We start from the raw sequence: 24274 nt of genomic DNA, 5'->3' as shown, positions 1-24274 counted from the left end.
GTTCATGACTTCGACCAGGGGTACGCGCCGCCGGGGCCTCGTGTTCAACGGCTCAGGGACTTCTTGAGGAAGTCCCGCTCCAGCAGCAACAGGTTGCTCGCCGTCTCCTCCTGCGTGACCAGGTGGCTCGTTCCGGAGAGCGGCAGCACGGTGTGCGGCCGCCCCGCGGCCAGCAGGGCTGCGGAGAACCGCAGCATGTGGGCGACGGCGACATTGTCATCGGCACATCCGTGCACCAGCATGAGCGGCCGCGTCAGCCGGTGTGCCTCGGAGAGCAGGGAATTGCGCTCGTACGTCTCCGGCTCCACATCCGGATGGCCGAGAAACCGTTCCTCCCAATGGGTGTCGTACAGCCGGCGGTCGGTCGGCGCCGCACCCGCGACGGCCGCGTGGAAGACCTCCGGGTGACGCAGCACGGCGGCGGCCGCGAGGTAGCCGCCGAACGACCATCCACGTATCGCCACCCGTCCGAGGTCCAGCTGCGGGTACTGTGCCGCCGCCGAGTGCAGCGCATCGATCTGATCTTCCAGGACAGCCGTCAGCCGGTCGCCCCGCACCGACTTCTCCCAGGCCTCGCCCCGTCCCGGGGTGCCGCGACCGTCCGTCACCAGCACCGCGAACCCCTGCTCGGCGAACCACCGGGCGGTCGCGGCCCACCAGCTGCGCACCGGCAGGACCAGCTGCAGGCCGTGGCCCGCGTAGGGGCTGAGCAACACGGGCAGCGGGTCGTCGCCCGATCGGTGCCACGACGGCAGATACAGGTTGCTGCGGAGCTCCCGCACCCCGAGTTTCAGCGTGAGGGGCCGCGGGGTGACCACGGGAGCCTCGGCGAGCACTGCGATCCGCCCCACCCGCGCGCCCTCGCGCAGCACGGTGACCGTCTGTCCCTCCGGGGTCCGGCTGTCGAGCACGACCGTGGAGCCGCCCACCGAGGCCGTGTGCACGCCGGACGCCTGGGTCAGGCGCAGGGGAGCGTCCCCGGTCGCGCCCGCCGCGTACGACCAGACATGGATCTCCGTCGGTTCCTCGCTCGCGGTGAAGAACACCCGCTCGCCGATGGCGCCGACGACCTCACGGACCTCCAGCCCCGGCGGTGTCGTGCGGCCACCGATCGCCAGTCCCTGGGTGTCGCCGCCCGGCTGTGCGGGAACGACAAGCGCCCCGGACGGAAGACGCAGCGGCGTTCCCGCGCGGAGTGCGACCCATGCGCGGTCGTGGGCGCGGTGCAGGGGCAGGGTCTCTCCCGTGGCCGGATCCACCGCCAGGACGTGGACCGAACGCTGGTCGCGCGTCTGGACCGAAACGATGGGCCCGTGCATGTCCCAGTCGGCCGTCGCGACGTACTCGAACGCCGGGTCCGTCCACATCCCTCCGGGGTGGTCCGGTCCTGCCGCCGCGGGCAGCCGGACCGCGACCCGTTCGCCCGACAGCCGCACGAGGTGCAGCGACACCTCCGCGTTCGCCGTGCCGGCCGCCGGGTATGCGATCACGCGCGGCGGCCGTTCCGGATCGGCCGGATCACTGACGTACCTGCGCTGCACCATGGACGTGTCGACGCGCGCCACCAGCAGCGCATCACCGTACGGCGACCACCAGTAGCCACGCTGTCGTCCGAGCGACTCGGCCGACACGTGGTCGGAGAGCCCGTACGTGACGTGCTCCGGCTCCTCCGGGGCGGCCGCCGGGCGGTCGTCGGTCCCGTCGCTCCGTACGAGCCGCAGCGCACCCCCGCACACGTAAGCGATCAAGGAGCCGTCGGGCGAGGGCCGCGGATCGACCACCGGGCCTGCGGTGGCGATCCGGCGCGGGGCGGAGCCGTCCGTCCGCACCACCCACAACTCACCCTGTAGTGCGTAGGAAGCGATCCGGACGTCCGCGTCCGTCGCGTACGACACCACCCCCGACGACATCTCGCGGGCCCGCTCCCGGCGCGTCAGCTCCTCCTGGGGCACCGCGCCACCGTCCCCGCCGTCGCTCCGCACGGCCGCCGGGTCGGCGAGCATCCGCTCCGCGCCGTCCTCGTACAGCCACAACCGGCTCACCGGGTCGGTGCCGCCCGTAGTCCTTATGAACAGCGCCCGTTCGCCGTCCGGTGAGACAGTGAACTGCCGGGGCACTCCGAGCGAGAAGCGCCTGGTACGGGCCGACTGCAGCGGCAGACCGTCGGACTTGGTCCCGGCGGCTTCCTTCATCGTCATGTCTGTGTTCCTCCTGGTGGTGATCGGCTGCTCCCGGCAGCTGCTTCGATCGGCTGCGAAATCCGTTCAGGCGTGTCCGGCGCACCCCGGTGATCAGGGGCGAGGCTCACCGGCGCCGCTCTTGTTCCTCTGCGTCGCCCCTCGGCGCCCACTGCTCCCGGTGCCGGTGCCGGTGCCGGGCCTGTCGGTGCCACGTCCCTGAGCGCGCCCGCGACAGTCGCTTGCCGACCGCGACAGGGGTGACGTCCGGCGCCGTGGGCGGCGGCACCGGGCTGGCCGTCGCGTCGGCGGCCGTCCCGCGTGATCATCGAGGCGCGTGGCCGGGAGTGCCGGCCGGCGGTCCGCCGGGCAGCAGGGGGGGGCGAAGTCCGGAGCTGTAACTCCCAGGTTCTCCCCGCGATTCGTGCCAGGTTCCGGCGGAAGGCGGTTTCCGGTCCGCACCGGTACTTGTGAAGACCGGATGCCTGGCCCGATAGCCTGGGAAAATGCTCACAGAAGTCACAGCGACCCGCTACGTCACCCCCTTGAGGGAAGGCGGATCCCTGCCCGGAATTGTCGAGGCCGACAATTTCGGCACCTACGTCATGAAGTTCACCGGCGCAGGACAGGGTCGCAAGACCCTCGTCGCGGAGGTCATCTGCGGGGAGCTCGGCCGGCGGCTGGGACTGCGGGTCCCGGAACTCGTCACGATCCAGCTCGACCCGGTCATCGGGCTCGCCGAGCCGGATCAGGAGGTGCAGGAGCTGCTCAAGGCGAGCGGTGGGCTGAATCTCGGTATGGACTATCTGCCTGGTTCGATCGGGTTCGATCCGCTCGCCTACCAGGTGGACCCGGCAGAGGCCGGGAAGATCGTCTGGTTCGATGCGTTGATCAACAATGTCGACCGATCGTGGCGGAACCCTAACATGCTGGTCTGGCACGGCGACGTCTGGCTCATCGACCACGGCGCCACGATGATCTGGCACCACAACTGGCCGGGCGCGCAGGCGTCGTCCGCCAAGCCGTACAACGCTTCCGACCATGTGCTCGCACCCTTCGGCCCGGACATCGCGGCCGCGGCCGCCGAGCTCGCCCCGCTCGTCACCGAACAGCTGGTGGCCGAGGTGACCGCCGAGGTGCCCGACGAGTGGCTGGTCGACGAGCCCGGCTTCGATACGACCGACGCGCTGCGTCGCGCCTATGCTGCGCCGCTGCTGGCACGTGCCGCCACCATCCATGAGCGGATCTCGATGGACGCGCCCACGAAGACCAAGCCGTCCCAGGCGCCGGGGTGGCTCACCGAGCACCTGGCACCGTGGCCGCACCCCACGAAGAAGGACCGGGCCGCGAAGGCCGCGGCCGAGCAGGCCGGTTCGGACCTGACCGGTACGACGCAGAACAGCAAGGACGGTGGCCGGTGAGCGAGCGCGACGTTTTCGAGTACGCGCTGCTGCGCGTCGTGCCCCGGGTCGAGCGCGGTGAGTGCTTCAACGCGGGTGTGCTGGTGTACTGCCGTGCCAAGTCCTTCGTGGCCGCCCGGACCCATCTCGACGAGAACAAGCTGAAGGCCCTGGACCCGCAGGCCGACGTGGTCGGCGTGCGGGCGGCGCTGCGGGCCGTCGAGGGTGTCTGTGACGGTGGCGACGCGGCCGGCCAGGCCGCCTGTGACGATGCGGGCCGGCGCTTTCGCTGGCTGATCGCCCCGCGCTCCACGGTCGTTCAGCCGAGTGCGGTGCACAGCGGTCTCACCACCGATCCGGAGGCCGAGGTCGAGCGGCTGCTCGACCTGCTGGTGCGCTGATCCGGCACCTGTCGGCGCCACCCCTGCCCACCTGGGGCCGTGGCGCCGACAGGTGTGACATGCGCTGCTGTCCCCGTGGGCCGTTGACACCGAGTGCCAGGGCTTCTAGCGTCTCGTCTGCTGAAGGTACTAAGCGGTTGCTCAGTTATCGGGAACTTCCTGACGTCCGCTGAGCCGCGATCCAAGGGCGAGGAGAACCAAGCATGTCCACCACCGAGCAGCGCGTCGCCATCGTGACGGGAGCGGCGCGGGGCATTGGCGCCGCCACCGCGGTACGCCTGGCGGCCGAGGGCCGCGCCGTCGCCGTACTCGACCTCGACGAGGCGGCCTGCAAGGACACCGTCGAGAAGATCACCGCCGCCGGGGGCACCGCCCTCGCCGTCGGCTGCGACGTGTCGGACGGCGCCCAGGTGGAGGCCGCCGTGGCGCGTGTCGCCGCCGAGCTCGGCGCCCCGACGATCCTCGTCAACAACGCGGGCGTGCTCCGCGACAACCTGCTCTTCAAGATGAGCGAGTCCGACTGGGACACCGTGATGAACGTGCACCTCAAGGGCGCGTTCCTGATGGCCAAGGCCGTCCAGAAGCACATGGTGGACGCCAAGTTCGGCCGTATCGTCTCGCTGTCCTCCTCCTCGGCGCTCGGCAACCGCGGCCAGGCCAACTACTCCGCTGTCAAGGCCGGTCTGCAGGGCTTCACCAAGACCCTTGCCAAGGAGCTCGGCAAGTTCGGCATCACCGCCAACGCAGTCGCGCCCGGCTTCATCGTCACCGAGATGACAGCGCAGACCGCGGCCCGGGTCGGCATGGGCTTCGAGGAGTTCCAGGCCGCCGCGGCCACTCAGATCCCCGTGCAGCGCGTCGGGCACCCCGAGGACATCGCCAACGCCATCGCCTTCTTCACGGGCGAGGAGGCGGGCTTCGTCTCCGGTCAGGTCATGTACGTCGCCGGCGGACCGCTCAACTGACCCGAAGGGCAACGGAGATCATGACTGTGCAGGACAGTGGGAAGGTCGCGCTGATCACGGGCGCCAGCCGGGGGATCGGCTACGGGATCGCCGAGGCGCTCGTCGCCCGCGGCGACCGGGTGTGCATCACCGGCCGCGGCGAGGACGCGCTCAAGGAGGCCGTCGAGAAGCTCGGCTCCGACCGGGTCATCGGCATCGCCGGCAAGGCGCACGACGAGGCGCACCAGGCGGCGGCTGTCGAGCGCACCATGGAGGCGTTCGGCCGCGTCGACTTCCTGGTCAACAACGCCGGTACGAACCCGGTCTTCGGCCCGATGGCGGAGCTCGACCTGGCCGTTGCCCGCAAGGTCTACGAGACCAATGTGATCTCGGCGCTCGGCTTCGCCCAGCAGACCTGGAAGGCCTGGCAGAAGGAGAACGGCGGGGCGATCGTCAACATCGCCTCGGTCGCCGGTGTCTCCGCCTCGCCGTTCATCGGCGCGTACGGCATGAGCAAGGCCGCCATGGTCAATCTGACCCTTCAGCTGGCGCATGAGTTCGCACCGGTCGTCCGGGTCAACGCCATCGCCCCCGCGGTCGTGAAGACCAGGTTCGCCTCGGCGCTGTACGAGGGCCGTGAGGCGGAGGCGGCCGCGGCCTATCCGCTCGGCCGGCTCGGTGTCCCCGAGGACATCGGTGGCGCCGCCGCGTTCCTCACGTCGAACCAGTCCGACTGGATCACGGGGCAGACGCTGGTGGTCGACGGAGGCATCTTCCTGAATGCGGGCGTGGGCTGAGCACAGCCTGAGCCGGTTTGGCCCTGATTGCCTCAAGTGCCCCGTCGAGCCTAGGGATTGACCCGACGGGGCGCTGCGGTATGGTCTGCCGACCCATGGCTGATCGAGGAGCGTGCACGTGTTCTACCGGGCCAGGCTGCAGGCCGCTGCAGCCCTTGCTTCCCTTTCTCTGCTGGCCGGCTGCGGTCTTTTGTCCGACAGCGGATCGGAAGTGGATCAGAAGATAGTCGTCGGTACCACGAGTGAGCCCTCCACCCTCGATCCTGCTGCGGCGTGGGACAACTCCTGGGAGCTGATGCGCAACGTCTTCCAGACCCTGGTGAGCTTCCCCACCGGCAGTACGAGCCCCGAGCCCGACGCCGCGGAGTCCTGCACTTTCACCGACCGGACCAGCACGGCCTACCGCTGCACCATCAAGCAGGGGCTGAAGTTCTCCAACGGGGACAAGCTCGACGCCGAGGCCGTGAAGTACTCCATCGACCGGATCCTGACCATCAAGGTCAAGGGCGGCCCCCTCGGCCTGCTCGGCTCCCTCGACCGGGTCGAGACCGTGGGTGACAACAAGGTCGTCTTCCACCTCAACAAGCCGGACGCCACGTTCCCGTTCGTCCTGGCCACCCCCGCGATGTCTCTGGTGGCGCCCGGCGACTATCCGAAGGACCAGGTCCGCACGGACGGCAAGGTCACCGGATCCGGCCCCTACCTCCTGGACACGTACGTGCCGGGGGACAGGGCCGAGCTGGTGAAGAACCCGAACTACAAGGGCTTCGCCAACCGCAAGAACAATGCCGTGACCATCCGGTACTTCAAGGGGTCCGCCCCCATGGTCGACGCGCTGCAGAAGAACGAGATCGACGCCACCTACCGCGGCCTCACCGCCGAGGAGGTCGTCAGGCTCGAGGACAACAAGGACAAGAACAGCAAGCTGCAGCTCATCGAGACCGTCGGCGCCGACATCCGATTCCTGGTCTTCAACCCCGAGGACCCGGCAGCCGGGAACCCTGCCGTCCGACGGGCCATCGCCCAGCTCGTGGACCGGGACGCCTTGGTGGCCAAGGTGTACCAGGGCACTGCCGAACCGCTGTACTCCATGGTGCCCAAGGGCATCGCGGGGCACACCACCAGCTTCTTCGACAACTTCGGTGACCCGGACACGGAGAAGGCCAGGCAGATACTCGTCAAGGCCGGCATCACCGAGCCCGTCGCCATGACGTTCTGGTTCACCACCGACCGGTACGGCTCCTCGACGGCCCCCGAGTTCGATGAACTGAAGCGGCAGCTGGAGGCCTCCGGGCTGTTCAAAATCACGCTGAAGAGCGCTCCGTGGAAGACGTTCCAGGCGGGTTTCACCAAGGGTGACTACCCCGTCTTCGGCCGCGGCTGGTTCCCGGACTTCCCGGACCCGGACAACTTCATCGCCCCCTTCGTGGGCAAGGACACCGTCACCGGTATGCCGTACGTGAAGAACGAGATCACCCAGCATCTGCTGCCGCAGAGCCGCCAGGAGAGCGACCGGGGCGCGGTCAGCAAGCAGTTCGAGCGGGCCCAGAAGATCCTGGTCGACGACGTCCGGCTGCTGCCGCTGTGGCAGGGCAAGCTGTACGTGGCGGCGGGCGAGGACATCGGCGGCGGCGAGCGCGCCCTGGACCCGCAGACGGTCATGCAGATGTGGGAGTTGCACCGCAAGGCCAGCTGGTAGGGCTTGCCCGGTCGATTGTCAGTGGCCCCCGGTAGGTTCTCGGACAAGAACCTATTTGCGTACCGGAGGTTGTTGAAGTGACCGACACCGACCTGCTGCCCGAGTCCTGGCGCGGCGTACTCGGCGAAGAGCTGCAGAAGCCGTACTTCAAGGAGCTCACCGAGTTCGTCGAGGAGGAGCGGGCCAAGGGGCCGGTCTATCCGCCGCGCGAGCAGGTCTTCGCCGCACTGGAAGCCACTCCGTACGACAAGGTGAAGGTCCTGGTACTCGGCCAGGACCCTTACCACGGCGAGGGGCAGGGGCACGGGCTGTGCTTCTCCGTGCGGCCCGGCGTCAGGACGCCGCCCTCCTTGCGGAATATCTACAAGGAGATGAAGGAGGAGCTCGGCCTGCCGGTCCCGGACAACGGGTATCTGATGCCGTGGGCCGAGCAGGGTGTGCTGCTGCTCAACGCCGTGCTGACGGTCCGGGCCGGCGAGGCCAACTCGCACAAGGGCAAGGGCTGGGAGAAGGTCACGGACGCGGTGATCCGCGCGGTGGCCTCGCGGCCCGATCCGGCCGTCTTCGTCCTCTGGGGCAACTACGCGCAGAAGAAGCTCCCGCTGATCGACGAGGATCGCCATGTGGTAGTCAAGGGTGCGCACCCGTCGCCGCTGTCCGCGAAGAAGTTCTTCGGCTCCCGTCCGTTCACGCAGATCAACGACGCCGTTGCGGCGCAGGGGCACCAGCCCATCGACTGGCGCATCCCCGACCTGGGCTGACCGCAGCCACCTGCCCGACAGGCTCGGGCGCTTTGCCCGAGCCTGAGCGGGTTTGCCCGCATCAGCGGCTAGCGTCGAGCCGACCGGATTCGAACGGACTCCATCGGGCGTGACGCGGCGACCGGACGCTATGCAGCGACGGGGTGCGACGCGGCGGCCGGTGCGGTCGGATCCGACCGGGATGGGCTGGGCAGGTGCGAGGGAGACCGCGGTGACGGAGCAGCAGCAGGAGGCGTCGAGGGACGCCGTCATGACCAGGATCGGCCAGGCGATCATGCTGCTGCACGGTGGCGACCGGGAAGAGGCCCGGAACCGATTCGGCGCACTCTGGTCGGAGATCGGCGAGGACGGCGAAGCCCTTCACCGCTGCACCCTCGCGCACTACATGGCAGACACCCAGGACGATCCCGGTGATGAACTGGCCTGGGACCTGAGGGCGCTGACCGCCGCAGAGGGGCTGACCGACGAGCGGGCGGCGGAGCACCGGGACACGCACGCGGTCCGGGCCTTCTATCCCGCGCTCCATCTCAGCCTCGCGGCGGACTATGTGAAGCTCCAGCGCCCGGAAGCTGCCTGGATCCATCTGAACCGGGCCCGGAAGGCCTCCGACGTGCTCGCGGACGACGGGATGGACGACGGGTACGGGGGTGGGGTCCGAGCGGCGATCGGGCGACTGGAGCGGCGGCTGTGGGATCAGTGGCCGTAGGTGTCTTCGCAGATCCGGGACTGGGGGCTGCCCGCCGGCCAGCCGCCGTATCCCCGCCCGAGTGCGCAGACGTCCGTGCCGGTGGCGGGGGAGGACGGCAGGTCAGGGACCTGTGTGGGCACCGCGCGCGGGACGTGTGCCGACCATGGGCCGGTCACGCCTGGATGCTGCCTTTGCCGGGGAGCGCGCGCCGCGCCGCGACGGGTCTCCGGGGGGACCCCGGTGGCCGGGCCGGACGCCGCCTCGGAGGGTTTGGGGTCCGGCAGCGCCTCCAGCGTGTCCCGGACCGGTGGCCGGACGATCTGGGGGGCCAGGTCCTGGACGGTCCTGCTGGTCTGGGGCCGGGGCGCAAGGCCCGGCTGGGGCTCCACGGACACGCAGCCGGACACGGCAGTGACTGCCACCCCGACGAGGAGCTGCACGGCGATTCTGGTTCGTTGCACCTGGGCAACTCTGCTGTGCGGGCAGCACTTCGCGGGAGCGGGGAAGTCATGATTGGCCCGCACGAGTGACCCCCGGTCAGCGCAACGCCCGGCCGTTGCCGCTTCCCGGGGCACGGGTCGGGCCGAGCCGGCTCCCCGTCGGCTCCGGGTCGGGTCCTGGGCCGGTCAGTCGCCGGTCGAGCCGTCGATCTTCTCCCGGACCAGATCGGCGTGGCCGTTGCGCCCGGGAAGCCCTTCGCCCCCCACGAGACCTGGGGCCGCGGCGCCCTCTGGGGCACGCAGCCGCTCAAGGACGGCCGGATCTACGCGTACGCGGCCGCGGTCGCACCAGCCGGAGAGCGGGCCGACGACGAGAAGGCCGAGCTGCTGCACCGGTTCGGCGGCTGGCACGACCCGATCCCCGGAATCATCGCCGCAGTCGAACCCGACCGGATTCTCCGCAACGACGTGCACCATCTGATCGACCCTCTGCCGGCGTTCCACCGGGGCCGCACCGTCCTGGTCGGCGACTGTGCCCACGCTATGGCGCCCACGCTCGGGCAGGGCGGCAACCAGGCCATCGAGGACGGTATCGTGCTCGCCCACCACGTGGCGCCCGACGGCGAACTGGCGGCGGCCCTCGCCGCGTACAGCGCGGACCGGGTCCCGCGTACGGCCGGCATCGTCCGCAAGGCCGCCCAGGTGACCCGGCTGATGCGCCTGACCAGCCCTCCTGCCGTCGCGCTGCGCGACACCCTGATGTCCGCCGTCTCCCGCTTCGGGCCCGGCCTCGTCCTGCGCACCTTCGACGGCATCGCCGACTGGCGGCCGCCGCAGCACACGTATGCTGCCGGGACGAAGAACACGCCCATGCCGCAGCGGTAGCCACGGGCGGGTCATGGGCGAGAGGGAGACCCCTGTGAAGGTCGGCTGCATCGGGCTCGGCGACATCGCGCAGAAGGCGTATCTGCCGGTACTCACCACCCTGCCCGGGGTCGAACTGCATCTGCAGACCCGTACCCCCGGCACCCTGGCCGCCGTCGCCGAGACCCACCGGATCCCACCGGAACAGCGCCACACCGACCTCGAATCGCTGATCGCCGCGGGCCTGGACGCGGCGTTCGTCCACGCCCCGACCTCCGTACACCCGGAGATCGCCGGCCGGCTTCTCGACGCGGGTGTTCCCACGTACATCGACAAGCCGCTCGCCTACGAATTCGCCGATTCCGAGCGGCTGGTGCACCTCGCCGAGGAGCGCGGTGTCAGCCTGGCCGTCGGCTTCAACCGGCGGCTGGCGCCCGGCTACGCGCAGTGCATCGAGCACCCGCGCGAACTGATTCTGATGCAGAAGAACCGGGTGGGTCTGCCCGAGGAGCCACGGGCGATGGTGCTCGACGACTTCATCCACGTCGTCGACACCCTGCGCTTCCTGGTGCCGGGCCCGGTCGAGCACACCGTCGTACGGGCCAGGATCCGCGACGGGCTGATGCACCATGTCGTGCTGCAGCTGTCCGGCGACGGTTTCACCGCCATCGGCGCGATGAACCGGCTCAGCGGCTCGACGGAGGAGCGGCTCGAGGTCTCCGGGCAGGATTCCAAGCGCGAGGTGGTGAACCTCGCAGAGGTGATCGACCACAAGGGGCAGCCGAGCGTCCGGCGACGCGGCGACTGGGTGCCGGTCGCGCGCCAGCGCGGCATCGAGCAGGGCGTGCTGAACTTCCTGGACGCCGTGCGGGCCGGAAAGCTGCTGAGTGCCCGGGACGCTCTCGAGAGCCACGAGTTGTGCGAGCGCATCCTGCGTGACCTGGACTGTGCCTAGGGGATCCGCGGATCAGGGTCTGACCCCCGGCGCACTGCGCCGCAGTGGATCGTCCACAGCGGAATCCGCAGGTCAGGACGGGTTCCTTCCGCTCCGGATGCGTCTCGCTCGGCCCCGGGGCAGGCTGAGGGGAATGGACCGCCGGCCCGTGGAGGTGACCTCGTGAAGCCTCACGACGAGCCACAGGGATGGGGCGCGCTCCAGCCGCCGCCCGGCTACTACGCGGCGGACGGGCGGCCTCCGGATGCGACGCAGCGAAGCCTGATCCTCGACTGGGCGGTCAATCAGCGGATCGCGACCGGCTGGCGGGTGGAGTCCCGGGCCGAGACACAGGTCGTGATGGTCAGGGGACAGCCGCTCAACCACGTGCTGCACGCCCTCCTGATGGTGTTCAGCTGCTTCCTGTGGGGGGCCGTGTGGATGGTGCTCGCCGTGAAGAACAAGGTCGAGCGCGTCGCACTCACCGTCGACGCGCGAGGGCACATCGTCTCCGTGAACGGCCCGTCATAGCGTGGGTGCCCGGTCAGGGACCGGGTACCCCGGCTTTCGGACCCACGGCACCGACCGGCTCCTCCGGGTTACGCCGCCGCAGCGACCGGCCGCCCTCATAGGCGCAGAATGCCGCCAGCACGGCCAGCGCGCCGTACACCGGCCAGTCGCCCAGCCGCACGTAGAGGGTGCTGCCACTGGCCAGCGGTACGTCGAAGACGGTGGCCCCGCTCGTGTCCGTGCCCAGCGGCGTGCCGACGCGCTCGCCCCGCGGGCCGTACGCCGTGCTGATTCCGGTGAGCGTGGCATGCACCATCGGGCGGCCGTTCTCGGCGGCCCGCAGCGCGCCGAGCGAGGCGTGCTGCTCCGGCGCCCAGGTGTGCTGGAACGAAGAGGTCGACGACTGGGCGATCAGCAGCTGTGCCCCGTCCCGGGTCAGACGCCTGCTCATGTCGGGGAACGCCGACTCGAAGCAGACCAGCGGCCCGACCCGCAGAGTGTGCTCCGGCGCGCGGCCCTCGGTGGATCCGTACCTGCGGGGCGGCTCGGGTACGGACATCACCACCTGTCGGGTGCCGCGCAGCCGGTCCTCGCCCGCCGCCTTGCCCACGGACGTCACCCAGCCGAGCACCGAACGGGCCGGGATGTACTCACCGAATGGCACCAGGCGCATCTTGTCGTAGCGGTCCCCGGTCGGGCCGTCCGGCCCCACCAGCACCGCACTCTTGAATATCCCCGTCCGGCCCGACGCGCCGGTGTGCCGGGCATCCTCGTTCACCAGCAGATCCGCGCCGACCCCGCGCGAGAGTTTCGCGAGCCGCTCGGCCAGGTCCGGCCGCCGGGACAGATCCTGGCCGACACTGCTCTCGCCCCACACCACCAGATCGACGTCGCGGCCCGCCAGCGTGCGGGTCAGCTGCTCGCTGCGCGCGAAGCGGAGCGCAACGCTGTTCGGTCCCGCGACGACCCCCGGCTGCACGACGGCGATCCGGGCCACGCCCGACTGCTCCGGCTGCGGCGCCCACATCCATATGGCGCCCACGGCCAGCGCGCACACCACGACGGCGATCGCCGCGGCCGTCCGTGCGCCGGGCGTCAGGAGCAACAGGGTGACCGCGGTGTTCACCGCCACCACCAGAAGACTCACCAGCCACACGGCGCCGACCGATGCCACACGGAGCGCCGCGGGTACCTGCCACTGGCTCGCACCGAGGAGTCCCCAGGGACCACCGAGACCCTCCCAGGAGCGTGCCAGCTCGATGATCAGCCAGCCGGAAGGCACCACGACCACGGCGGCCGCGGCCGTGGCGACGGACGGGGCGCCGCCGAGCATCCTGGACACCAGCAGGCCCCAGGGCGCCCACAGCAGACCGAGCAGCGCCGCGAGGACGACGATGAAGACGTGCAGGCTCGGCATCAGCCATTGGTGGACGGCGAGCAGGTAGCCCGTCCCGCCGAGCCAGCCGTCGAGCGCCGCCCGGCGCGCAGTACCGGCCGAGCGGATCAGCAGCAGCCAGGGCACCAGCGCTACATAGGCGAACCACCACAGGGACGGGGCCGGGAAGGCGAGCGCGGGCAGTGCCCCGGCGAGCAGGGCTCCAGCGCCGCGCCACCAGGGTGACCGGAGCATCCCCTCCCGCTGCTCACGCCGACCGACGGGAATCCGCATACCGCGCCTCCTCGACCTGACCGGTGAGCAGTGGTGCACTTCTCCTTACCCAGTGTGGGGGGAGCGGAACGGGTGCGGCGAGGCCGGGTTCGGGGCTGCGCGGCTCAGCTCGGTGCGAGGGAGCCGGAGAGGCTGCGCCATTTCTCGTGGACGGTCACGGTACGGATCCGCCAGCCGGCGTCCGTACGCAGCAGCCCGAAGGCGTACCGGCCGCCGGAGGCGAAGTTCGGCGCAGTGCTGCCGGGGGCATCTCCGTCGGGTGCACCCTCCAGCCGCATGGGGTTCAGGTAGTCGGCCCGCACATCGGCGCGGTCACCGGGGTAGCCGCCCAGGTCCTGGAGGTCGAGCCGGCGGTTGACGATCAGGTGCTGGCGCACGGGGAAGAGCCGCATCGTCTCCGCGAGCCAGTGCGCGACCTCGGCTGCGGGCCCCTCGACACCGCCCGCGCTGCGGTAGTCGGCTCTGCCGTCCGGGGTGAAAAGGTCCCGGTAGTCCTGCCAGGAGCCGTCGTCCACCGCCACCGCATAGCCGGTGATCACTGCGTCGATGGACAGCTGGTCCATCACGGTCGCGAGAGCCACGCGCTGCGTCATCCGGCCAGTGTGTGCCCGCCGACCGCAGACGCCAAGGGCTGTGCACGCGCGGCGCCATGTCCGACCATGATCCGGTCGCCCGGAACCCCGGACCAGGATCCCGGACGACAAGAACGCCACGGCCGGCACCCGCACCGCCCGTGGCCGTCTCAGCAGGGGACCACGGCCACCGGCCCGAGCGCATGAGTGAGTGTTGTCTGCGCCACGGGGGAAAGCCCGAATCCAAGCTCCTCGCCGCCCTTGCGCCGTCCGATCACCGTGAGGGCGGCGGTCGCCGACGCCGTGACCAGGGTGTGGGACGCGGATCCGTGGACCGGCTCCTGCACGACCTCGACCTGCGGATACTTCTCCGGCCGCCCGGCGGTGAGCTCCGCGAGGGTCCGCTCGGCCGCGCCCGCCGCCGCATCCCGGTCGAAGACGGGGCCGCCGGAGAGCATCGACGAGAACATCGTCCAGCCGTGCACGATCCGCAGGCGCGCTCCGGGCCTTGTCATTGCGGCCTCGAACGCGAAGTCCAGCACCGCCTCACTGCTTTCGTCGGCGGCCACCCCCGCGACAATGTCCGAGTGTGTCGCCGGTGCCGCCTCCGCCCCCTCCTCGTCCTCCCGGCCACTGCGAACGACGACGACGGGACACCTGGCCATCGAGGCGGTCGTCAGACTGTTCGAGCCGATCAGCAGTGACCGGAACCCGCCCAGCCCGCGCGAGCCAAGTACCAGCAACGACGCGTGCTCGCTCAGCGCCGTCAGTGCCGCGGCCGGGAAGTCCATCGGCGCGAGGGTCGACGTGTGCAGGGTCGGCGCGACCTGCGCCACCCGGCCCACGGCCTCCGCGAGCAGTTCCTCGGCCTCCCGCCGCTGCTCCTCCTGGCTGGCATGCCGATTGAGCGGCCTGACATGCACGATCGTCAGCGGAAGCCCTCGCCGCACGGCGTCGCGCGCGGCCCACTCGAGCGCCTCGTAGCTGCGCCACGAACCGTCGACGGCGGCGATCACAGGAAGCTCGGCGGTGGTCATGGAGTCCTCCAGGGTCCAGCGGTACACGTCCCAGGCTGGTACGTGTACGGGGCATACGGCATGGACTTTCGGCCGTGTCCGCCCCCCGGTATTACCCCGGTCGTGTTCCGTACGCTACGGCCGGTCGGCGTCCGGCGCAGGAGCAGCCGCAGTGCGAACGGCGAAGCGGTGCGAAGTGCTGAAGCGCGTCGCGGAAGGTCACGAGCAGACAGGTCTCCGGTCTCTCCGGACTGTCGGCTTCGGGACTTCCGCGACGCGCTTCAGCTGAGGGCGATCCGGCGACGGCCGCCCTCATGGCGGAGCGGTGGGGTATCAGCTGCCGGCGATGTACGCCGTGAGGGTGCCCAGATTTCCGGTGAAGTCGGACGTGGTGATGCCCAGCGGACTGGCCTGCGGCGTATAGGGGGATTCCAACGGCGGCTTCAGCGGGTCGTAGGGCGAGGTGTCGTAGATGTCGCCCACATTGCGGCTCATGTAGGCCTTGCCGTCGTACGGCGTCGCGGGTGCCGGACCCCGGTAGGGGTTGGTGATCGAACCGATCGGCGTCAGCCAGTGATCGCGGCTGCCGAGTCCCTCGACGACGGCATCGGCCTGCGCCCGGGTCACGGTCGGCAGCGACAGATCGGCGTCCCGGAAGAGGTCGTCGAGACTGAGGTCGCTCATCGAGAAGTAGTCCGGCAGTTCACGCCTGCCGTGGGCGGAGAGGGGCGAGCGGGCCTTGAGGTCGGCGACCTCGGACCGGCTCATCGCCATGAGCTCCTCGTACGTCGCGCGCAGCGCGGCGGTGTCGACCTTGCGCCCGCCGCCGTAGTGGCTCGGGGTGTCCCGGTGGTCGTAGTCGTTGTAATAAGCGCCGTTGCGGATGTTGGAGCCGAAGCGGTGTACGAAGCGGGCGCGGTTGGTGCCCAGTTCGACGAAGGTCGGGTGCGTGCTGGAGGCCAGCAGCGGGTTCTCCGCCTTCTGCTGGTCCGTGAGCCGGCAGCTCTCCAGCCACGTTATGGCTTCCGGGACGCGGCGCAGGAACTCATGGTCACCGGTGAGACGGAAGTAGGCGAAGAGCTGCGACACGTTGGTCTGAGTGGTGTGGGTGACCAGTGCCCGCGGCTCGTAGGACCGGGCGCCGGCGGGAGCGCCGGCCGGTCGGCCGCCTGCCGCACGGGCGAGATGCTGGAGACCCCAGCCGGCCTGCGGACCCGGCTGCTGCATACGGTGGAGACAGGCCATGGCCCGCCTGACGTCGGGGATCAGGTCCCGGCGCCCCAGGGCGGTGATGCACATCAGCAGGAACTTGATGTTCTCGCCGAGGACGTTGTCGTTGAACGTCACATGTCCGGTGTAGTCGCCGTCCTCCATGCCGTGCCGGATGCCGGACGGCAGCCACGACGGCAGTTCGTCCGGCCAGGGCGTCTGCTTGACGGAGCCGGAGAAGGCCGGGAAACGCTGTGGCCAGCCGCCGTCGGCGACACCGCCGCGGTACTGCGCCGCGACGATGAAGCGGATCGCGCGGTCCAGGGATGCCTCGAACTTGGGGTGCGGCCGCTCCAGTTGGAGCCGGAGAATCAGCTGAGCGGCGGTCGAGGTGGCCGCGTCGTCGAACGTGGCGTTGCCGTAGAAGTGCTGGAACTCCTCCAGGCGCCACCCGTTGGCGCCGATGGTCCCGTACCACTTCCGCAGCGAACCCTCGCCCGCCGTGTCATGGATGTAGTTCCAGCCTCCGCAGGCCAGTTGGGCGGCGACGAGGGCGAGCCCGGTGCGCTTGGCCGCCCGGTAGCAGGCCTCCGATCCGGTGGCATGGTAGGCGTCGAGCAGGCTGTGGCCGACGGACGGGGTGCCGGGCGGCTGGATCCAGCACATCGTGCGCCGGGCTTCCATCTCGCCCCAGGTCGTCGAGAGGTCCGGCAGGTAGCTCCAGACGTAGCCGCCGCCGTAGGAGACGTGCTCGTCCATGAACGTGGTGACGCGGTCGACGGTCGCGGCGATCTCGCCGCGCGTCCGTGCGGAGGCGGGAGCGGGGGTGGTGCGGGGCGCGGTACCGGCGGCCGAGGCGCGCCCGGCCGATCCGATCACGAGTGCCGCTGCCGGTGCGACAGCGAGGCGGGAGAAGGTGCGACGGCTCACTGGCAAATGCATCGAACGACTGCCTCCACTCTGGTGGCGAAACGCGAATGAAGGGCCGCGGGGAGGCGGTCCTGGGCATGACGCAGCGTGATCCGAGGACCTTGCTCGCCATGCGAAAGGAGTTCTAGCACCATGTGGTGGCGGAGCCAATAGGTCATACACAACTACGGTGTTCATGTACGTGGATAACTGGAGGAGTTAATCGGTTATATGCGACTCACTGGTTCGGCTATCTGGACGCCAGGAGTCAAGTTGAGCGTCCGGGTGGAGCCGGTCGATCGTCACGCTGAGATATGCGCCGCCCCCTTGAGTGACGCGGCAGCCACGGCTTGAGGTCATCCGGCGAGGGGCGATCGCGGTACTCCGGAGGGCGTACGGCGACTGCCTCCGGACGTACGACGACGGCCGCGCACCCCACGGGGGATGCTCCGGACATGGAGAACCAGCCCGCCGCATCCGCCAGGACGGAACCGGTCCGCAGCGGCACGCCCGACTCACCGCCGACCGCGCCCCCAGGGCGGAAGCCGAGCCCGCTGGAGCGCCTGTGTTACGCGACCGGCGCGGCGCTCGTCGTCTCCGGGCTGCTGCATCTGATCGTCTTCGCCGTCGACGGCGGCCCCTGGGACGGTCCGGTCTCCTGGCGCAAGCCCGTCACCTTCGGGCTCTCCTTCGGCCTGACGCTCATCGCGATCTGCTGGGTGGCCTCGTACGTCCGCCTACGGACCCGCACCCGTGACGTGTTGCTGGCGGTGTTCGCGGCCGACTGCGTGCTGGAGGTCTCCGGCATCACCCTCCAGGCCTGGCGCGGCGTACCGTCCCACTTCAACATGGAGACCCCCTTCGACACGGCGGTCTCCATGTCGCTGGCCGTCGGCGGGGGAGTGCTGTTCGTCATTCTGGCCGCCCTGGCGGTGGCCTCGTTCGTGCGGCGTCCCGAGGGGCCGACCGGGATGGCGCTCGCGCTGCGGGCCGGTTTCGCGATCCTTGTCGTCGGGCTGCTGGCGGGCGCCGCGATGATCGCCCGCGGCGTCTATCTGACGCGCACCGGCCACCAGTTGGCCGGCTACGCCTCCACTGCATCGCTCAAACCGCTGCACGGCGTCAGCCTGCACGCGATCCTTGTACTGCCCGTGCTGGCCAGGGTGCTGGCCGGCACTCCGTGGAGTGACTCCACCCGGCGCACCCTCGTCCGAGCCGCCGTGGGGTGCTACGCGGCGGCCGTCGTCGGGGCGCTGACATGGGCGGTCGTGGCGTACTGAGCCGTCGTGCACGGAGAGCCGGTTTGATCTTAGGTGCGGTGGCCGTTCACTGGTCCGTGGTGGTGAACCGATGAGTCGGGTCACCGAAGCGGGACAACTGCCTGCCGCGTAGGCATGGATCGCCGCGTGAGCGGAATCCCCGTGCGAGCCGGCCGGTCAACCTGGAGACTTCCGGCATGAACAAGATTCCCACCATGTTCGTCCGCGACTTCGCCTCTCGCCCCGCGCGCGTGCTGCCGGAGGTGACGCCCGGCTGCGAGTGGGTGCTCGCCGGGGAAGGCCGTGCGACCCGCAAGTACGACGGCACGTGCGTGATGCTCGACGAAGCAGGTGAGTGGTGGGCACGGCGCGAGGTGAAACCCGGCAAGGCGTCGCCGCCGAACTACGAGGTCATCTCCACCGACGACGCCACCGGCAAGACGGTCGGCTGGGAACCGATCGGGCAGTCGGCATTCGCGAAGTTCCACGCAGAGGCGGTCCAGAACATCGGACCCTGCGAGGGGATCACCGGGACCTTCGAACTGGTCGGCCCGAAGATCAACGGAAACCCGGAGCGCAGCGACTTCCATCGCCTTGTCGAGCACGCCCTCGCGCGCGACGTGGCCGTGGAGGAGCTGACCTACGAGGGCATCCGGAGCGCCGTGCTGGCCCTGGCCACGGCCGACGGCTGCGAGGGCATCGTCTGGCACCACCCCGACGGACGGATGGCGAAGATCAAGGCGCGTGACTTCACCCCGGACCGGTCGTGAGGCCGGTGACGACCCGGCCCGCTCCGGGCCCCGCCCGGAGGTCGACGCAGGGCGCCTTCCGTCACCTGTTCCGGGCTTCCGCTCCTGCCGCCATGGCGGTGTACGACAGCGGGGGGCAGAGCCGGGCCCGTCTTCACGATGCGACAACTTCCCCCCGCCGGACTGCGCTTCGACCGGCGGTGACGGAAAGGACGGGCGGGGCGGCAGGCCCGGTGCTGACGGCCGGACGTGTCCTGGTGGATACTCCCTGCAGGCCCCGCCGGATGGTCCGGACGCCCTGGTGTGCCGCCGGAGTGGTGCAGAGGCACCGTCGCCGGACACCAGCCGTAGCCTTCTCGGGCTCGGCGCCCTCACAACGACCGCTATGCACAGGAGACTTGATGGCTGACGCTTCACCGCGCCGCGCGGACGACAGCGCCGAGGACATGGGTACGACGGCTGCCCGCGACCTTGTCGAGGCGCCGCGGCCGCAGTACGCGGGCCTGTTCGTCGCGCCCCCCGACCTGCCGGAAGCCGACACCGACTGACGCAGCCCCCTGCCGCTCTCCTCCATGAACAGGTGGCGGTCACCTCCGCCGACGAGGTGGTGGACCGGTCGGACCTCGCCCATCCTTCAGAGATGCAGGTGGCGGGTTCTGGCCGGCAGGCCGGGTCGCCGCTCTCGGGCGAGGCGGCCCGGCCCAACCACCGTCCCGGCCGGCGCGCACCGCCCCGATCAGGCTCGAAGCCGTACTAGCCCGCCGACTCACCCGCGTGCGGGCTCAGTACACCGGCCGCCACGAGGGCGAACAGCAGCACGCCCAGCAGCACGCGGTAGATGACGAACGGCATGAAGCTCTTGGTGGTGATGAACTTCATGAACCATGCGATGACGGCGTACCCCACGCCGAAGGCGATGAACGTCGCGAAGATCGTCGGCCCCCATGACACGTGCCCCTCGCCCGCGTCCTTCAGCTCGAAGACGCCCGAGGCGAGCACCGCCGGGATGGCCAGCAGGAACGAGTAGCGGGCCGCCGCCTCACGGGTGTAGCCCATCAGCAGACCACCGCTGATCGTGGCGCCCGAGCGGGAGACACCCGGGATCAGGGCCATCGCCTGGCAGAAGCCGAAGATCAGACCGTCCTTGACGCCCAGCTCCTCGAGGGACTTCCGCTCCTTGATGGCCCGGTGCTTGCCGCCGGTCTCGTCCCGGGCTGCGAGACGGTCGGCGACGCCGAGGACGATGCCCATGACGATCAGGGTGGTGGCGATGAGCCGCAGGTCGCGGAAGGGGCCCTCGATCTGGTCCTTGAAGGTCACGCCGAGGACGCCGATCGGGATGGAGCCGACGATGACCAGCCAGCCCATCTGGGCGTCGTGGTTGCTGCGCATCGACCGGTTGGTCAGCGAGCGGAACCAGGCCGAGACGATCCGCGCGATGTCCTTGCGGAAGTAGATGAGGACGGCCGCCTCCGTGCCGATCTGGGTGATGGCGGTGAACGCCGCACCCGGGTCGTGCCAGCCGGCGAACGCAGCGGTCAGCCGCAGGTGCGCGCTGGAGGAGATCGGCAGGAACTCGGTCAGTCCCTGAACGAGGCCCAGGACGAACGATTCGAACCAGCTCATGGGGCTTTGGCCATCCCGGAAGTCATCGTGCATCGGCCGACGGACAGCAGGGCCGTCGGCAACGTGCGGAGTGCGGTCATGTGAGGGAAGGGCCACGGCGGGCCCGATGATCGTCTGTCGTGCGCGGGCAGCGTATCGTCCTCGGGTGAACGGGGTGACGGCTGCCCCCGGCCATCGACCGGAGCCGGCGCTGTGCCCAGTGCCGTTCAGCGGGCACACGGCCGGTCCGCCGACGCCGCCCGCCGGGTCGTTCGGCGTCGGGACGGTCGCTCCGTCGCCGCCCGCGGATCATTCCCCGCCGGAACCGTGCCTCTTGCCCTGCGCGCCCGTCATTTCGCGCCGAGACGGTGCCGCTTGCGCCAGGCGACGACGGCCGCGCCGATCCCGGTCAGCACGATGAAGCCCATCGCGGCCAGGAACGCGGGCGACGTCGGCGACGAGGCCTCGCTGCCCGCGACGACGTACGCGGCGGTGTTCGGGACGGAACCGATCCCGGTGGCCATCAGGAACGGCGGATACCCCATCCGCGACACCGCCGCGCAGTAGTTGGCGGCCGCGAACGGCACGCCGGGGAAGAGCCTCAGGGCCAGCATCGAACGGAACCCGTGCCGGCTCAGCTGCCCGTCCGCCGCCTTCAGCCAGCGCCCGCGCAGCAGCGTACGGAGCGCCTCCTGTCCCAGCACCCTGCCCAGGCCGAACGAGATGCCCGCACCCAGCACCGTGCCCGCCAGCGCGGCGGCCAGACCGGCCTGAGAACCGAAGAGCGCCCCCGCGGCCAGATTGAGCAGCGGCCGCGGTACGAACGCCACGGTGCACACCCCGTAGGCGACGCCGAACAGCGCAACCGCAGCGCCGCCGCTGCTCAACCGGGCCGGCCACCCGGTGGCCAGCAACCGCTGCGGTTCGAGGAGCAGCATCGCCGCCGCGGCGGCCACCAGCAACACCACGAGCAGCGAGAACCGGGACCAGGGCGAGCGCAGCGCCCTCGAGCAGCGCAGGGCCAGGCCGGTGGCGGACCGGGCGTCGGGGAGGGGGTCGAGCATTCGGGGAGACTAACCGACACCTTTGTGTGATCGCCGTAATGTGCCCCGTACGGGCCGCCCCGCCGGCAGCACACGGGACTGCGTCGGGGGTGCCCGGGACCGGCTCCCACCGCTGTGGGTGCGCGGACACGAACCAGCTGCGGAGCCCGTCGGCCGGGGGATGAACTCTCGTACCGGGGCCGGAAGAACGCCCGGAGAGAAAACCGTTCGACGGGTAAGCGGCCGTCGGCCATGATCGGACCCATGTTCCGGTACGCCTTCCTCGCAGCGCAGTCCGCAGTCGCGGACACGCCGAAGGCTGCCGTCGTCCCCTCCGTCGATGTTGCCGCCGCGTTCGCCGCTGCCGCAGCAGCAGTTGACGCAGCAGCGTTCGCCGCTGCCGCAGCGCCCTCCGGCGGCGCCCGAAGCTGACCCTCCCCCGACAGTCCGGCGGACCCCGTAAGGGGAGGGTCGGCAGGGCCCTGGGGTCTTCTCTCTCAGCTTCGCATCCAGAAGGAATCGAGCCATGCCCAAGACGGCATACGTGCGCACCAAGCCGCACCTCAACATCGGCACCATGGGCCACGTCGACCACGGCAAGACCACCCTGACCGCTGCCATCACCAAGGTCCTCAGCGACCGTGCAGGCAGCAGCACCTCTTACGTCTCGTTCGACCGGATCGACCGGGCGCCCGAGGAGGCGCAGCGCGGCATCACCATCAACATCGCGCACGTCGAGTACGAGACCGACACCCGTCACTACGCGCACGTCGACATGCCCGGCCATGCCGACTACGTCAAGAACATGGTCACCGGCGCCGCGCAACTCGACGGGGCGATCCTCGTCGTGTCCGCGATCGACGGGATCATGCCGCAGACGGCCGAGCACGTCCTGCTCGCCCGCCAGGTCGGCGTCGACCACATCGTCGTCGCTCTCAACAAGGCCGACGCGGGCGACCCCGAGCTGACCGACCTGGTCGAGCTGGAGGTCCGCGAGCTGCTCTCCGCGCACGGCTACGGCGGCGACGGCGTACCTGTCGTCCGGGTGTCCGGTCTGAAGGCGCTGGCGGGTGACCCGCGCTGGACCGCGTCCGTCGAGGCGCTGCTGGACGCCGTCGACACGTACGTACCGATGCCGGTGCGCTACACCGACGCCCCGTTCCTGCTGCCCGTGGAGAACGTCCTGACCATCACCGGCCGTGGCACGGTCGTCACCGGGGCCGTCGAGCGCGGCACCGTCCGTGTCGGGGACCGGGTGTCCGTGCTCGGGGCGGACGTCGAGACGGTCGTCACCGGTCTGGAGACCTTCGGGAAGCCGATGGAGTCCGCGCAGGCCGGCGACAACGTGGCGCTGCTCGTGCGAGGGGTGGAGCGTGACCGGGTCCGTCGCGGCCATGTGGTGGCGGCGCCCGGCAGCGTGACGCCCAGCCGTCGCTTCACCGCGCAGGTGTACATCCTGTCGGCGCGGGAAGGCGGTCGGACCACACCGGTGGCCACCGGCTACCGGCCGCAGTTCTACATCCGTACCGCGGACGTGGTCGGCGACATCGACCTCGGCGAAGCGGCAGTGGCTCGCCCCGGCGACACGGTCACCATGACCGTCGAGCTGGGCCGTGACACACCGCTGGAGTCCGGCCTCGGCTTCGCGATCCGGGAGGGCGGCCGCACGGTCGGCGCGGGCACCGTGACCGCCCTGCTCTGATCCGTACCCGGCCGCGCAACGGACCTGCCCCCCCGCATGCCAGGGAGGCGGGTCCGTTGCCATGCGCAAGACTGACGGCATGGCAGACATTGCACTGGTGCTCGGAGCCGGGGGCGTCACCGGAAGCGCCTGGGAGACCGGGATCCTGTACGGACTCGCCGAGGCGGGTGTGGACCTGTCCACCGCCGACCTCATCATCGGCAGCTCCGCCGGGGCCGTCGTCGGCGCCCAGCTCGCCTCCGGTCGGCTCGGCCTCCCGGAACTGTACGCCCGCCAGCTCGCGGATCCGCAGGGCGAGACCGGCGGCAGGCTCGGCACGGCCACGCTCATGCGCTACGCCCGGGCCGCGCTGACCGCGGGCACCCCCGAGGCGTACGGGCGGAAGCTGGCCCGAATAACGCGCGGGACCCGGACCGGAATCACCGCCGCCGATCGGCGGGCTCTGATCGCGAGCCGGCTGCTGACGCCCGAGTGGCCCGAGCGGCAACTGCGCATCACCGCCGTCCACGCGGCCTCCGGGGAACTCCACACGTTCGACAGGGACAGCGGGGTCCCGCTCGCGGACGCCGTCACCGCCAGCTGCGCCGTTCCCGCGGTCTGGCCGGTCGCCACCATCGACGGCCAGGACTGGATCGACGGCGGGGTCTACTCCCCGGCCAACGCCCATCTCGCGGCCGGATGCGAGCGCGTCGTTGTCATCGCACCGACGGACAGTGGCAACAAAGTGATCGTCTCGCCCCGGTCCCAGGCCACCGACCTCGAAGCGAGGGGCACCCGGGTCGCCGTCATCACCCCCGACGCGGCCGCCAGGAAGGCATTCGGCCGCAACCCCCTCGACCCGAGCCGCCGGGCGGCCGCCGCGCGAGCCGGACTCGCCCAGTCCGCGACGCACACCGAGAAGGTCGCCGCGGTTCTGAACGGCTGAA

At 70.5% G+C, this 24274-nt stretch carries 23 protein-coding genes and 1 pseudogene; 16 read left to right on the top strand and 8 right to left on the bottom strand.

The annotated features are described in order from the left end of the window. Positions 1–44 precede the first annotated feature (44 nt). Positions 45–2198 (bottom strand): alpha/beta fold hydrolase, encoded by a 2154-nt coding sequence (locus tag ACFYP5_RS28125; protein ID WP_389041208.1) that lies wholly within the window; start codon positions 2196–2198, stop codon positions 45–47. Positions 2199–2683: 485 nt separating this feature from the next. Between ACFYP5_RS28125 and ACFYP5_RS28120 the strand changes: the two genes are divergently transcribed. From ACFYP5_RS28120 to ACFYP5_RS28090, 7 genes are all read left to right on the top strand, one after another. After that, positions 2684–3598: a HipA family kinase gene (locus tag ACFYP5_RS28120; protein WP_389041206.1), complete on the top strand. Its 915-nt coding sequence runs from the start codon at positions 2684–2686 to the stop codon at positions 3596–3598. Continuing rightward, a complete protein-coding gene (locus tag ACFYP5_RS28115) occupies positions 3595–3978 on the top strand; it encodes a DUF3037 domain-containing protein (protein WP_389041204.1) in 384 nt (127 codons plus the stop codon). The genes ACFYP5_RS28120 and ACFYP5_RS28115 overlap by 4 nt, the downstream gene beginning before the upstream one ends. A gap of 203 nt (positions 3979–4181) precedes the next feature. Next, positions 4182–4943, top strand: a complete 762-nt coding sequence (gene fabG, locus ACFYP5_RS28110) for a 3-oxoacyl-ACP reductase FabG (protein WP_389041202.1) — start codon at positions 4182–4184, stop codon at positions 4941–4943. Between the two features lie 20 nt (positions 4944–4963). Then, positions 4964–5719, top strand: coding sequence for an SDR family oxidoreductase (locus ACFYP5_RS28105; RefSeq protein ID WP_352268976.1), 756 nt, complete (start codon positions 4964–4966; stop codon positions 5717–5719). A 118-nt stretch (positions 5720–5837) separates the two neighbouring features. Next, the gene (locus ACFYP5_RS28100) at positions 5838–7418 is read left to right on the top strand and encodes an ABC transporter substrate-binding protein (RefSeq protein ID WP_389041200.1); all 1581 of its coding nucleotides are present in this window, start codon (positions 5838–5840) and stop codon (positions 7416–7418) included. A gap of 77 nt (positions 7419–7495) precedes the next feature. Continuing rightward, positions 7496–8179, top strand: coding sequence for a uracil-DNA glycosylase (locus tag ACFYP5_RS28095; protein ID WP_389041198.1), 684 nt, complete (start codon positions 7496–7498; stop codon positions 8177–8179). 181 nt (positions 8180–8360) lie between these two features. Next, entirely contained in the window at positions 8361–8885 is a 525-nt protein-coding gene (locus ACFYP5_RS28090) for a hypothetical protein (protein ID WP_389041196.1), read from the top strand. Here ACFYP5_RS28090 and ACFYP5_RS28085 read toward each other — a convergent pair. After that, complete coding sequence (locus tag ACFYP5_RS28085; RefSeq protein WP_389041194.1) at positions 8873–9328, bottom strand: hypothetical protein; 456 nt, start codon at positions 9326–9328, stop codon at positions 8873–8875. The genes ACFYP5_RS28090 and ACFYP5_RS28085 overlap by 13 nt on opposite strands. Positions 9329–9538: 210 nt before the next feature. On the opposite strand from ACFYP5_RS28085, the pseudogene ACFYP5_RS28080 reads away from it, so the two are divergent. The 3 genes and pseudogenes from ACFYP5_RS28080 to ACFYP5_RS28070 form a co-directional block, all read left to right on the top strand. Continuing rightward, positions 9539–10192 (top strand): annotated as a pseudogene (locus ACFYP5_RS28080) (FAD-dependent monooxygenase); the annotation flags it as partial. Positions 10193–10226: 34 nt separating this feature from the next. Then, complete coding sequence (locus tag ACFYP5_RS28075) at positions 10227–11126, top strand: Gfo/Idh/MocA family protein (protein ID WP_389041282.1); 900 nt, start codon at positions 10227–10229, stop codon at positions 11124–11126. A gap of 162 nt (positions 11127–11288) precedes the next feature. Next, complete coding sequence (locus ACFYP5_RS28070) at positions 11289–11636, top strand: hypothetical protein (RefSeq protein WP_389041192.1); 348 nt, start codon at positions 11289–11291, stop codon at positions 11634–11636. 13 nt (positions 11637–11649) lie between these two features. On the opposite strand, the gene lnt is transcribed toward ACFYP5_RS28070, so the two are convergent. From lnt to ACFYP5_RS28050, 4 genes are all read right to left on the bottom strand, one after another. Beyond that, on the bottom strand, positions 11650–13284 hold the full coding sequence (lnt, locus tag ACFYP5_RS28065) for an apolipoprotein N-acyltransferase (protein WP_389041190.1): 1635 nt from the start codon (positions 13282–13284) through the stop codon (positions 11650–11652). A gap of 104 nt (positions 13285–13388) precedes the next feature. Further along, positions 13389–13877: a nuclear transport factor 2 family protein gene (locus ACFYP5_RS28060; RefSeq protein ID WP_389041188.1), complete on the bottom strand. Its 489-nt coding sequence runs from the start codon at positions 13875–13877 to the stop codon at positions 13389–13391. A gap of 149 nt (positions 13878–14026) precedes the next feature. Continuing rightward, positions 14027–14893 (bottom strand): universal stress protein, encoded by an 867-nt coding sequence (locus ACFYP5_RS28055; RefSeq protein ID WP_389041186.1) that lies wholly within the window; start codon positions 14891–14893, stop codon positions 14027–14029. Between the two features lie 312 nt (positions 14894–15205). Beyond that, entirely contained in the window at positions 15206–17011 is a 1806-nt protein-coding gene (locus tag ACFYP5_RS28050; protein ID WP_389041184.1) for a pectate lyase, read from the bottom strand. 434 nt (positions 17012–17445) lie between these two features. Between ACFYP5_RS28050 and ACFYP5_RS28045 the strand changes: the two genes are divergently transcribed. From ACFYP5_RS28045 to ACFYP5_RS28035, 3 genes are all read left to right on the top strand, one after another. Beyond that, entirely contained in the window at positions 17446–18270 is an 825-nt protein-coding gene (locus tag ACFYP5_RS28045) for a hypothetical protein (RefSeq protein WP_389041182.1), read from the top strand. Positions 18271–18446: 176 nt separating this feature from the next. After that, a complete protein-coding gene (locus ACFYP5_RS28040) occupies positions 18447–19019 on the top strand; it encodes a hypothetical protein (RefSeq protein ID WP_389041180.1) in 573 nt (190 codons plus the stop codon). Between the two features lie 380 nt (positions 19020–19399). Further along, positions 19400–19546: a hypothetical protein gene (locus tag ACFYP5_RS28035; RefSeq protein ID WP_389041178.1), complete on the top strand. Its 147-nt coding sequence runs from the start codon at positions 19400–19402 to the stop codon at positions 19544–19546. A gap of 205 nt (positions 19547–19751) precedes the next feature. On the opposite strand, the gene ACFYP5_RS28030 is transcribed toward ACFYP5_RS28035, so the two are convergent. Both ACFYP5_RS28030 and ACFYP5_RS28025 read right to left on the bottom strand, forming a co-directional pair. Then, positions 19752–20624: an undecaprenyl-diphosphate phosphatase gene (locus ACFYP5_RS28030; RefSeq protein WP_389041176.1), complete on the bottom strand. Its 873-nt coding sequence runs from the start codon at positions 20622–20624 to the stop codon at positions 19752–19754. A gap of 329 nt (positions 20625–20953) precedes the next feature. Beyond that, on the bottom strand, positions 20954–21667 hold the full coding sequence (locus ACFYP5_RS28025) for a TVP38/TMEM64 family protein (RefSeq protein ID WP_389041174.1): 714 nt from the start codon (positions 21665–21667) through the stop codon (positions 20954–20956). A gap of 243 nt (positions 21668–21910) precedes the next feature. Here ACFYP5_RS28025 and ACFYP5_RS28020 point away from each other — a divergent pair, with 243 nt between their 5' ends. The 3 genes from ACFYP5_RS28020 (at position 21911) to ACFYP5_RS28010 (ending at position 24273) form a co-directional block, all read left to right on the top strand. Beyond that, the gene (locus ACFYP5_RS28020; RefSeq protein ID WP_389041172.1) at positions 21911–22078 is read left to right on the top strand and encodes a hypothetical protein; all 168 of its coding nucleotides are present in this window, start codon (positions 21911–21913) and stop codon (positions 22076–22078) included. Between the two features lie 94 nt (positions 22079–22172). Continuing rightward, positions 22173–23348, top strand: a complete 1176-nt coding sequence (tuf, locus tag ACFYP5_RS28015) for an elongation factor Tu (protein ID WP_389041170.1) — start codon at positions 22173–22175, stop codon at positions 23346–23348. Positions 23349–23427: 79 nt separating this feature from the next. Continuing rightward, positions 23428–24273, top strand: coding sequence for a patatin-like phospholipase family protein (locus ACFYP5_RS28010; RefSeq protein ID WP_389041168.1), 846 nt, complete (start codon positions 23428–23430; stop codon positions 24271–24273). Position 24274 lies beyond the last annotated feature (1 nt).

The organism is Streptomyces sp. NPDC005262 (genome assembly GCF_042872425.1).
Lineage (GTDB): Bacteria > Actinomycetota > Actinomycetes > Streptomycetales > Streptomycetaceae > Streptomyces.
Note: the sequence above shows the minus strand (reverse complement) of the source record. Positions and strands in the feature narration are given on the sequence as shown.

Excerpts from the sequence above, each read along its gene's own strand:
- ACFYP5_RS28125 (WP_389041208.1), bottom strand. The coding sequence starts at position 2,198 with ATGACGATGAAGGAAGCCGCCGGGACCAAGTCCGACGGTCTGCCGCTG.
- ACFYP5_RS28120 (WP_389041206.1), top strand. The coding sequence starts at position 2,684 with ATGCTCACAGAAGTCACAGCGACCCGCTACGTCACCCCCTTGAGGGAA.
- fabG (WP_389041202.1), top strand. The coding sequence starts at position 4,182 with ATGTCCACCACCGAGCAGCGCGTCGCCATCGTGACGGGAGCGGCGCGG.
- ACFYP5_RS28105 (WP_352268976.1), top strand. The coding sequence starts at position 4,964 with ATGACTGTGCAGGACAGTGGGAAGGTCGCGCTGATCACGGGCGCCAGC.
- ACFYP5_RS28090 (WP_389041196.1), top strand. The coding sequence starts at position 8,361 with ATGGGCTGGGCAGGTGCGAGGGAGACCGCGGTGACGGAGCAGCAGCAG.
- lnt (WP_389041190.1), bottom strand. The coding sequence starts at position 13,284 with ATGCGGATTCCCGTCGGTCGGCGTGAGCAGCGGGAGGGGATGCTCCGG.
- ACFYP5_RS28060 (WP_389041188.1), bottom strand. The coding sequence starts at position 13,877 with ATGACGCAGCGCGTGGCTCTCGCGACCGTGATGGACCAGCTGTCCATC.
- ACFYP5_RS28055 (WP_389041186.1), bottom strand. The coding sequence starts at position 14,893 with ATGACCACCGCCGAGCTTCCTGTGATCGCCGCCGTCGACGGTTCGTGG.
- ACFYP5_RS28045 (WP_389041182.1), top strand. The coding sequence starts at position 17,446 with ATGGAGAACCAGCCCGCCGCATCCGCCAGGACGGAACCGGTCCGCAGC.
- ACFYP5_RS28040 (WP_389041180.1), top strand. The coding sequence starts at position 18,447 with ATGAACAAGATTCCCACCATGTTCGTCCGCGACTTCGCCTCTCGCCCC.
- ACFYP5_RS28035 (WP_389041178.1), top strand. The coding sequence starts at position 19,400 with ATGGCTGACGCTTCACCGCGCCGCGCGGACGACAGCGCCGAGGACATG.
- ACFYP5_RS28030 (WP_389041176.1), bottom strand. The coding sequence starts at position 20,624 with ATGAGCTGGTTCGAATCGTTCGTCCTGGGCCTCGTTCAGGGACTGACC.
- ACFYP5_RS28025 (WP_389041174.1), bottom strand. The coding sequence starts at position 21,667 with ATGCTCGACCCCCTCCCCGACGCCCGGTCCGCCACCGGCCTGGCCCTG.
- ACFYP5_RS28020 (WP_389041172.1), top strand. The coding sequence starts at position 21,911 with ATGTTCCGGTACGCCTTCCTCGCAGCGCAGTCCGCAGTCGCGGACACG.
- tuf (WP_389041170.1), top strand. The coding sequence starts at position 22,173 with ATGCCCAAGACGGCATACGTGCGCACCAAGCCGCACCTCAACATCGGC.
- ACFYP5_RS28010 (WP_389041168.1), top strand. The coding sequence starts at position 23,428 with ATGGCAGACATTGCACTGGTGCTCGGAGCCGGGGGCGTCACCGGAAGC.